Consider the following 8,093-nt stretch of genomic DNA (forward strand, 5'->3'; position numbering starts at 1 on the left):
GAGGCTGATAATAATGCTTGATCCATGGGTAAGTGCCCAAGCAAAAATTCGTGTAATAGGTATTGGTGGCGGAGGAAGCAACGCTATAAATAGAATGATGGATGAAGGAATAAAAGGAGTAGAATTCATCGCAATAAACACTGATGTACAGGTTCTTGCATTAAACAAAGCAGAAAAAAAAGTGCAAATAGGCGCAAGAACGACAGGAGGATTGGGTGCAGGTTCTTATCCTGAGATAGGAAAGACATCCGCGGATGAAAGCAAGGAAGAACTTAAAAAAATTTTAGAGGGTACCGATCTTGTATTCGTTACAGCCGGTATGGGCGGAGGCACTGGCACTGGAGCTTCCCCTATTATAGCGTCCATTGCAAAAGAAATGAACATTCTCACAATAGCAATAGTAACAAAACCCTTTAAATTTGAAGGAAAAAAAAGAATGGAAGTTGCAGAAAATGGAATAAAAGAGCTTACACCTGAAGTAGACACTGTCATAACAATATCAAACGACAGATTATTAAAACTCGTGGATAAAAAAACTACAATCAACGATGCCTTCAAATTAGCAGATAATATATTGTATCATGCAGTAAGAAGCATCTCAGACCTTATTACAATGCCAGGTTTGGTCAATGTAGACTTTGCAGATGTTAAAACAACACTTAAAGATGCTGGAACAGCATGGCTCGGCATGGGAAACGGCCATGGAGAAAATAGGGCAACAGAAGCTGCAAGAGCAGCAATAAAAAGCCCACTATTGGAATTTTCTTTGACTGGGGCAGACAGAGTTCTCTACAACATCACAGGAGGCAAAGACCTCACGCTGTTTGAAGTAGACGAAGCTACAAAAGTAATAACCGAATCGGCTTCTTCCGATGCAAATATAATCTTTGGCACAGCAATAGATGAATCGCTTACAGATGAAATCTATATTTCTGTAATTGCTGCTGGTTTTGACAAATCTGCTCAAGTAAGTAAAAAAATGAAGGTGCTTAATATTGATAGCGAAAGTATCGATATCGGTAATTTTGAAACCCCTGCATTTATAAGAAGAAAGAAAACAACTGAATAAATGAATCAACTATCAGGAATAAAATTGCTTGTAAATATTTCCTTATTGCTTCTGTCTATAATTCTTATCATTTCTGCCGGGAGTAACATTATTGCTTATTCCAAAACTTCTCATATCAAAGTAGAAAATATCAAAGTACAAACTATTTGGCTAAAGATCAGAGCCGAAGGTTTCGTCTTGTTCGATATGAAACCTGCTTTGGCACAAATAGATGGAGTATTGGAGCCAATTATAGAGGACGGAGTATTTGTTACTAAAAACAAAGTTATAGGGAGAATTAAAGACAAAGAAACTGAAGTAGATTTATTGTCTCCTGGAAAAGGAATCTTACAATGGGCTCGATATAAAAATTATAATTTTAATTTTCCGCCAGATTTAAATAATAATTCAATAAATAAAAACGAATTTGATGCAATCTATCCCGGAGAATTTATACATCACGGAGAAATAGTCGCAACAATTATTCCAAACGAATTTGCGTATCTGTCTCTTGAAAATATAAATATTCCTGAGGATATAAATACGCTATACTTCGACCAATTCCAAAATAATACACTTATAGAGGGGAATATTATTTTCAGAGGAAGCAAATTTGTTGTGTGCAAAGTATATGACTATTTGGAGTATTTATTGAACGAAAATATTTTTTTGGTACAATATATCAAAATAAACGGAATAATCATTGCAGATAACGATATAGTACAGAAAGATGGAAAAACAGGTATTTATGTGTTGAACGGGGAAAAAGTACAATTTATGGAAACACGTATTTATAGAGATGCAGAAAAAATCGTCGCAGAAATACCAGGTACCAGAAACGCTATTACCGTTGTAAGAACACCACATATAGCAACAGAGGGGAAAATTATAAACGAAACAGGAAAATGAGGAAGTGTAACCTTTTTTAAAAAATTACGTTTATATAGGTGAAGGATTGGAAAAAAGAGAAGAAATTATTTTTGTTAAGAAAATTGTTTCAGGAGATGAAAAAGCATTTAGAGAATTTTATAAAATGTTTTTCCCTAAAATATATAAGTATGCTTATAGAAAACTACAAAACAGGGAACAAGCTGAGGATATTACCTCAGAAACATTTTTTAAAATTTTTAAAAATTTAAATACATATGAAAGCAGGATGAACGAAGGATTAGATATTTGGGTATACAGCATAGAACGAAACGCTATAAGAGATTTGTTTAGAAAAAATGCAGGCATAGAAATTCTTCCACTTGAAGAAAAATGGGGAAATGTGCTACTTCCACCAATTGATGACCCATACATTATGATAGAGAGAAAGGAAATAGAAGAGATAATTAATGAAGAGTTGCAGAAAATTCCAAAACAGTATAGAGAAATTATTAAATTAAGGTTCTTCAAGAAAAAACATATTCGCGAAATTGCTGCAACACTTGGAAAAAATGAAGGGGCTATAAAAATAATGCAATTTAGAGCATTGAACGCCTTAAAAGAAAAAGTTAAGGAGAGAATAAAAAATGCAAATCAATAAGGCAAAAGAACAAAGCATTTCAAACTTTATAGAGCACCTAATGGAAGAGAAATCTCCAAACTATAAAGAGCTAAATGATGATGTGGATCTTTTATCCATAGCTGATATTGCACTGTTTCTCAAAAAAGGAGACGAAACTCCTGATAACAATTTCCGTGATAATCTCGAAGAAACACTTTTATCTCAACTCAAAAAAAACAAATTAGTAAACAACGAACTAAGAAAACCAAAAAAAGAAGGGCTTACAAGACTTGCCATTGGATTCGCCTCAGTGCTACTTATCATAGCAAGCTTGGCAGGACTAAAAACACCAAAACAAGCTATACAACCAGTTAAAATAAAAGATATCGATATAGTGAGAATAGAAAGTAAAAAAATAAATGGGCAAGGTGTTGAAATTTTGTACACTAAGGAAAACTTTGCAATACTCTATTGGCCGTTAGGTCAATTTAAAACATTACAGTAATATAATTTGGGAGGTGAAAACAGGCAAAAAAACGTAAAAAGAAGTAAGAAAACAAAACATAAATCTTAAAGGAGGAAAAAGTATGAAAAAAGTATTAGCTTTAACACTTGCAGTAATGATGGTGTTGGTATTCTTCGCGGTAAGGCCAGCTTCAGTAAGCGCAGCAGGCTTCCCTGATGTCCCAACAAACTACTGGGCAAAAAAACATATTGACTACCTTGTTACACAAAACGTAATAGCAGGTTTCCCGGATGGAACTTTTAAACCAGAGAACGCTGTAACACGTGAGCAATTTGCAAAAATGATCGTTGTAGCAAAAGGCCTCTCGCTGTCCAAGCCAGCAATACCAACTTATAGCGATGTTTCGAAATCGCGTTGGTCTTATGGCTACGTAGAAGCTGCATCAAAAGCAGGCTACATCAAAGGCTATGGAGGCGGCAAATTCGGGTCAGCAGATCCAATCACAAGAGAACAACTTGCCGTTCTTGAAATTAGAGTATTAGGCAAAGAAGCAGAATCACTTTCTTCAAGTCTTATCATTGCAACCTTCTCTAACGATGAGGCAAAAATTTCCTCATGGGCAAGAGGAGCAATGACACTTGCAGTAAGACCTGATGCACAGCTTCTTAAATGGGACAAAGAAAGAAACATCAGACCAAAAAATGCCGGAACAAGAGCAGAATGCGCATATTCAATCTATATGATTCTTAAGCCACCAGTAAAAGGCGGACAAGTTTCTGTTGCAACTTCTGAAGAACCTAAAACTCTTTTTGATGCACTTGGCTCAAGTGCAGTAATGTTTGAAGTATTAGGAGCAGTCGCAGAAGGCTCTTCATCTACTCTCCCCTCAGGAAAACTTTATCCTATCCAGGCAGATTACATTCCAAGCGTAGCCAACGGTACCTGGATTATCAATGAAGACGGCACAATGAAAACTACATGGAAGCTCAAAAAGGGTATCAAATGGTCAGATGGTCAGCCAGTAACAGCAAAAGATTATGTATTCGGCTGGGAAATGCACTTAAATGATGCCGTACAAGTTGTATCAAGAGATGTTCCGGAAAAAGTAGCAAAAGTTGAAACACCAGATGATTACACACTCGTTGTTTACTGGACAGCACCCAGTATCTGGGCTCAGTATAGTCCACTCAGCGGCGGCGTTTATCCTTCACACATATTAAAACCAATTTTAGACTCAACTCCAGAAAATATCAACTCATGCGACTACAATTTGGATCCAGTATACAGCGGACCATACAAAGTTAAAACATGGTCTCCCGGAAACTACATTATTTTGGAAAAAAATCCAAATTACTGGGCAGGTGCAGGTCTCCTTGATACATTTGTTTATTATATAACACCAGATACAAACACAATGCTTATGCAGCTTCTTGCAGGTAAACTCGATATGACAATGCCAGGCATTGGAATTGACATACCACAGGCCGACGCAGCAGAAAAAAATGGCTTAACCAGAACATTTAACATTCGCTTTGTCCAGTCTGTTTACTGGGAGCATATTACTTTAAACCTTGATGACGAATTCATGAAAGATGTGAACCTTCGTAAAGCGTTGATGTTTGCATTAGACAGACAAGAAATGAGCAGAAAAATATTTAGTGGTAAGAGAGATCTTTCATACGGGCCAATGCCAGGGGGAATGACTGCGTTTAATAAAGACCTTATTGGCATGTATCCATATGACCCTGCAAAAGCAAGAGATATACTTACAAAAGCAGGATATACCTGGGACAGCGGCGGCGCTTTAATTAATCCAGAAGGAAAGAAAGTTACTATTGATATTTCGGGCCCAGCAGGATATGCAGTGCGTGAACAAGAAATTGAATTTTGCCTTAAATACTGGAAAGATAATCTCGGAATTTCCGGAAGTTACGTACCTCAAGCCTGGGGCCCAATGATTGACACCTGGTATGACGGCAATTTCCAAGCTTCTCTATTTGCGTGGGGCTCAGATCCAGCTGGAATTTGTTCATACACACTTTATCACACCAACCAAATTCCTACCGAAGAAACCGGCTGGGCTGGTCAGAACTATACACACATTAGCAACGCAGAATTAGATAAATGGTTAACAATTTGTAATGATTCGGTTGATGATGTTGTTCGAATCGATGCCTCAAAGAAAATACAGGCTATCGTTTATGACGAGCTTCCGGAGCTTTACCTCAACTTGCATGTATCAGTCTGGGCGATTCGTAAAGGGCTCATAGGCACCGAAGAGTATGACCTCAATGCTATAACACCAAGTTCATACAATGCTCAATACTGGTACTGGGAGAAATAGAGATAAAAAGATAAGAAGATCGTAGTTATAAAGAGGGGAAGACTACAGTCTTCCCCTCTTTAATAATTGCATAATAGGAGGAATTACGCAGATGAAAAATTATTTGATAAGGCGCGCTTTAGAATTGATACCGGTTCTGTTTGCTATTGCATTTGTCAGCTTCTGGCTCGTATCTAAAATGGGAGACCCATTTGCAACATTAATCATTAATCCTCATGTCCGCCCAGAAGACATACAGAGACTAAGGCATATATGGCATTGGGATGAACCACTTGTCATAAGATTTATATACTGGTTAAAAGATTTTATCTATCCAAAAGCAGGCTGGGGTCTATCAATATTAGCACCGGGCAGGAATGTAATGGAAGTAGTAAAGTCAAGGATCCCCATAACAATAGCATTCTCCGCCACTTCAATGATTCTGGCTGTCGTTATTTCAATACCATTAGGAATTTATTCTGCACTTCACCAATATTCAATTTCAGATTATGCCTTAACATTTTTTGCATTTTTCGGTATGTCGATGCCAACATTCTGGTTTGGCATTATGCTAATGTATCTTCTGGCTGTAAGGGTTCACTGGTTCCCTGCAGCAGGTGCGCATTCTGCTTTTCTTATAGTACAAGGTATGCCCGTTGAATTTAGTGAGGCTCCAAAAATAAAACAATTCATAGATACTGCATGGCACCTTGCTCTACCTATCTTTGTACTTGTAGTATTCCAAATGGGAGCATGGCTTCGTTATATGAGATCTTCTATGCTTGAAGTAAAACATCAAGATTATGTAAGGACAGCAAGAGCTAAGGGAGTAGATAGCAGAACTGTAATTTATAAACATGCATTCAGAAATGCAATTATACCGATTATTACACTGATAGGCTTGTCATTCCCAATCTTGATTGGCGGAGCAATGATAACCGAAACAGTCTTTGCAATCGATGGCATGGGAAGACTCACTTTTAAAGCAGTTATGTCTCAGGATGTATTTGTTGCAATGGCTCTCATAACGATTTTTGCAGTATTAGTTGTGCTTGGAAATTTCATTGCGGACATATTGTATGCAGTTGTTGACCCAAGAATAAGGTACAGTTAGGAGGATGCCATGGCAAAAAACACATACGTAGACGGCGGAACAACTACTTCAGAAACCTACGGTTACTGGAGAAAAGTATTCCAGAGACTTAGAAAACATCATCTTGCAATGATAGCACTCGTTATACTTGGAATTTTAATTTTAGTAGTAATATTAGCAAAACCACTTTCATTTGGAAACGACCCTTACACATATATAAAATCTGTTCCCTGGACTGCACGCCCAGAACTTGCACCTCCAGGACCCGGGCATCCATTGGGATTAGACAACATGGCAAGAGATGCCTGGTCAAGAATACTATATGGAGGACGCGTTTCTCTTGCAGTAGGATTTATATGTAGCTTTGTAGGAGCATCAATAGGCCTATTTTTTGGATTAATAGCAGGATATTCTGGTGGCATAACAGATATGCTTATTATGCGTTTCACGGACTTTATGCTTTCCATCCCTGTTCTTCCTATAATGGTTGTTTTAGCCTCAGTAATTCGCGGATCGCTCGCTGCAATCATATTTATCATTTCAGTTTTTAGTTGGATGGGTGTAGCAAGGTTGGTAAGAGGAGAAGTGCTTTCCCTGAAAGAACAGGAGTTTACAGAAGCAGCAAAAGCGATAGGAGAAAGCCCAGCAAGAATAATGATTGTACACCTTCTTCCCAACACAATGGCTCCTGTAATTGTTGCTTCCACTCTTGCGATTGCCGGTAACATCATTTATGAAGCAACACTTTCTTTCTTAGGGCTGGGAATAAGACAACCTACTCCAAGCTGGGGCAACATGTTAAATGGAGCCCAAACCTTTATGCTTACTGCTCCCTGGCTTATGTGGTGGCCTGGAATCGCAATTTTGATAACCACACTTGCATTTAACTTTTTAGGTGATGGCCTGCGTGATGCATTAGACCCAAGGCTTTATAGGTAGAGGTGAAAAAAATGGAAAAAGAACTTTTATTAGAAGTAAAAGATTTAAAAACATACTTCTACACGGATGATGGAATAGTAAAAGCAGTTGATGGTATAAATCTAAAACTTCATAAAAGCGAAGTTTTGGGTCTCGTAGGAGAAAGCGGGTGCGGCAAAAGTGTAGCATCGCTTTCAGTTCTTAGATTAGTAGATCAACCCGGTAAAAATGCGGGGGGAGAAATAATATTTAAAGGAGAAGACCTTCTTAAAAAAAGTGAAGAAGAAATGAGAAAAATTAGAGGTTCAGAAATAGCAATGATATTTCAGGAGCCAATGACCGCATTAAATCCAGTATATACTATCGGAAATCAAGTTATGGAAGCAATTCTTATACACCAGGGTGTAAATGAAGAAGAAGCAAGAAAAAAAACAATAGAAATGCTTGATCTTGTAGGCATCCCTGACCCTGAAAAAAGATTCAACGAATATCCGCATGAGATGAGCGGTGGAATGAGACAAAGGGCAATGATTGCTATGGCAGTGTCTTGCAATCCAGATCTCCTTATCTCTGATGAAGCAACAACCGCACTTGACGTAACGATTCAAGCACAAATTCTAGAACTAATGAAAGGTTTGCAGAAAAAAATTGAAACAGCTATTCTTTTTATCACACATGACCTTGCCCTTGTTGCTGAAATGGCAGATACCGTCGTAGTAGCTTATATGGGAAAAATTGTAGAATACTCATCTGTAA

Annotated in this window: 8 protein-coding genes; all 8 read left to right on the forward strand. The window is 37.7% G+C overall.

Annotated features, from left to right (window positions below; all coding sequences use genetic code 11):
* Window positions 1-13 precede the first annotated feature (13 nt).
* Window positions 14-1,069 (forward strand): cell division protein FtsZ, encoded by a 1,056-nt coding sequence (ftsZ, locus tag U9Q18_05220; protein MEA3313758.1) that lies wholly within the window; start codon window positions 14-16, stop codon window positions 1,067-1,069.
* Window positions 1,070-1,957, forward strand: coding sequence for a hypothetical protein (locus U9Q18_05225; protein MEA3313759.1), 888 nt, complete (start codon window positions 1,070-1,072; stop codon window positions 1,955-1,957). It begins immediately after the preceding gene.
* 46 nt (window positions 1,958-2,003) lie between these two features.
* Window positions 2,004-2,576: an RNA polymerase sigma factor gene (locus U9Q18_05230; GenBank protein MEA3313760.1), complete on the forward strand. Its 573-nt coding sequence runs from the start codon at window positions 2,004-2,006 to the stop codon at window positions 2,574-2,576.
* Window positions 2,563-3,042 carry a hypothetical protein gene (locus tag U9Q18_05235; protein MEA3313761.1) on the forward strand — a complete coding sequence of 160 codons (480 nt, stop codon included), beginning with the start codon at window positions 2,563-2,565 and terminating at the stop codon, window positions 3,040-3,042. Before U9Q18_05230 ends, U9Q18_05235 begins: the two co-directional genes overlap by 14 nt.
* Before the next feature lie 82 nt (window positions 3,043-3,124).
* Window positions 3,125-5,347 (forward strand): ABC transporter substrate-binding protein, encoded by a 2,223-nt coding sequence (locus U9Q18_05240; GenBank protein MEA3313762.1) that lies wholly within the window; start codon window positions 3,125-3,127, stop codon window positions 5,345-5,347.
* A 91-nt stretch (window positions 5,348-5,438) separates the two neighbouring features.
* Entirely contained in the window at window positions 5,439-6,440 is a 1,002-nt protein-coding gene (locus tag U9Q18_05245; GenBank protein ID MEA3313763.1) for an ABC transporter permease, read from the forward strand.
* A gap of 9 nt (window positions 6,441-6,449) precedes the next feature.
* Window positions 6,450-7,358 carry an ABC transporter permease gene (locus U9Q18_05250; GenBank protein ID MEA3313764.1) on the forward strand — a complete coding sequence of 303 codons (909 nt, stop codon included), beginning with the start codon at window positions 6,450-6,452 and terminating at the stop codon, window positions 7,356-7,358.
* Window positions 7,359-7,369: 11 nt separating this feature from the next.
* Window positions 7,370-8,093 (forward strand): ABC transporter ATP-binding protein (locus U9Q18_05255; GenBank protein MEA3313765.1); only part of this gene is annotated, 724 nt, incomplete at its 3' end.

Source organism: Caldisericota bacterium, assembly GCA_034717215.1.
GTDB lineage: Bacteria > Caldisericota > Caldisericia > Caldisericales > Caldisericaceae > UBA646.

Coding starts and splice junctions, on each gene's coding strand:
- U9Q18_05225 (MEA3313759.1), top strand. CDS start 1,070: ATGAATCAACTATCAGGAATAAAATTGCTTGTAAATATTTCCTTATTG.
- U9Q18_05240 (MEA3313762.1), top strand. CDS start 3,125: ATGAAAAAAGTATTAGCTTTAACACTTGCAGTAATGATGGTGTTGGTA.
- U9Q18_05245 (MEA3313763.1), top strand. CDS start 5,439: ATGAAAAATTATTTGATAAGGCGCGCTTTAGAATTGATACCGGTTCTG.
- U9Q18_05235 (MEA3313761.1), top strand. CDS start 2,563: ATGCAAATCAATAAGGCAAAAGAACAAAGCATTTCAAACTTTATAGAG.
- ftsZ (MEA3313758.1), top strand. CDS start 14: ATGCTTGATCCATGGGTAAGTGCCCAAGCAAAAATTCGTGTAATAGGT.
- U9Q18_05250 (MEA3313764.1), top strand. CDS start 6,450: ATGGCAAAAAACACATACGTAGACGGCGGAACAACTACTTCAGAAACC.